Here is a 936-nt window from a genome sequence, read left to right as displayed (position 1 = left end):
TGTCTTGTCCTGAAATAGGTTTACACAAAAGTGTAACAAAATGGAACGATATACAAAAATATCAACCTCAAAATGGCAATCTAAATACAGTGAAGAATTTAAGCGATTTGTCTGTAATGATTTTTTAACTGGTACTTTGACAAGAAGAGAAGTGGAAGACAAATATAATATTGGTCATTCCAGAATTACTTATTGGTTAAAAAAACTTGGATTTGATTATTCTAAGCCTAGTATTGTAGCTTTACCTAGTATGAAAAATCAAAGAACCAAATTACTGATAACCAAGGAAGAAGATTCTTTATTGCATTTAAAAAAAGAACTCGAAGAAGCTCGACTTTTAGTAGAAACCTATCGTAGAATGATAGCTATAGCCGAACAGGAATTTAAAATTAAGATTGTAAAAAAGTCCAATACCAAGTGATTCAGGAGATGAAACATAATTATCCCAAAGTTAGTTTAGGCAAGTTTTGCCGATTACTTGGCGTTACTCGGCAATCATATTATCAACATTTTTGGCAACAAGAACAGCTTGTTCTTGAAGATGAACTTGTTATTTCTGAAGTATTAAGAATCAGAAAAAACCATCGACATATGGGAGGTAGAAAGTTATATGAATTACTTCAACCCTTTCTTTTAGAACATCAAATAAAAATGGGTAGAGATAGATTATTTGATGTTTTATCGGTTAATTATCTTTTAGTTAGGCGTAGAAAAAAACAAACCATTACTACCAATTCATTCCATAGATTTAAAAAGTATCCAAATCTTATTAGAGATTTTATCCCTAGTACTCCAAATCAATTATGGGTAAGCGATATAACTTACTGGAAAATTAAAGATGATTTTCTATATATCAGTTTTATTACAGATGCCTATTCAAAAAAAATAGTTGGTTATCATTTAGGAGATAGTTTGCAAACATCTGAAACAATTCAA

General features: G+C 29.9%; 2 protein-coding genes. Both read left to right on the top strand.

From position 1 onward, the window contains the following. Window positions 1–40: 40 nt before the first annotated feature. Entirely contained in the window at window positions 41–421 is a 381-nt protein-coding gene (locus ACHRV5_RS22355) for a hypothetical protein (RefSeq protein WP_395428333.1), read from the top strand. 8 nt (window positions 422–429) lie between these two features. Then, window positions 430–936 (top strand): DDE-type integrase/transposase/recombinase (locus ACHRV5_RS22350; RefSeq protein ID WP_395428331.1); only part of this gene is annotated, 507 nt, incomplete at its 3' end.

The sequence above is a fragment of the Flavobacterium sp. FlaQc-52 genome (assembly GCF_044007495.1).
Taxonomy (GTDB): domain Bacteria; phylum Bacteroidota; class Bacteroidia; order Flavobacteriales; family Flavobacteriaceae; genus Flavobacterium; species Flavobacterium cupriresistens.
The sequence above is the reverse complement of the archived record's forward strand: the minus strand, read 5'-3'. Positions and strand labels throughout refer to the sequence as shown.

Excerpts from the sequence above, each read along its gene's own strand:
- ACHRV5_RS22355 (WP_395428333.1), top strand. The coding sequence starts at position 41 with ATGGAACGATATACAAAAATATCAACCTCAAAATGGCAATCTAAATAC.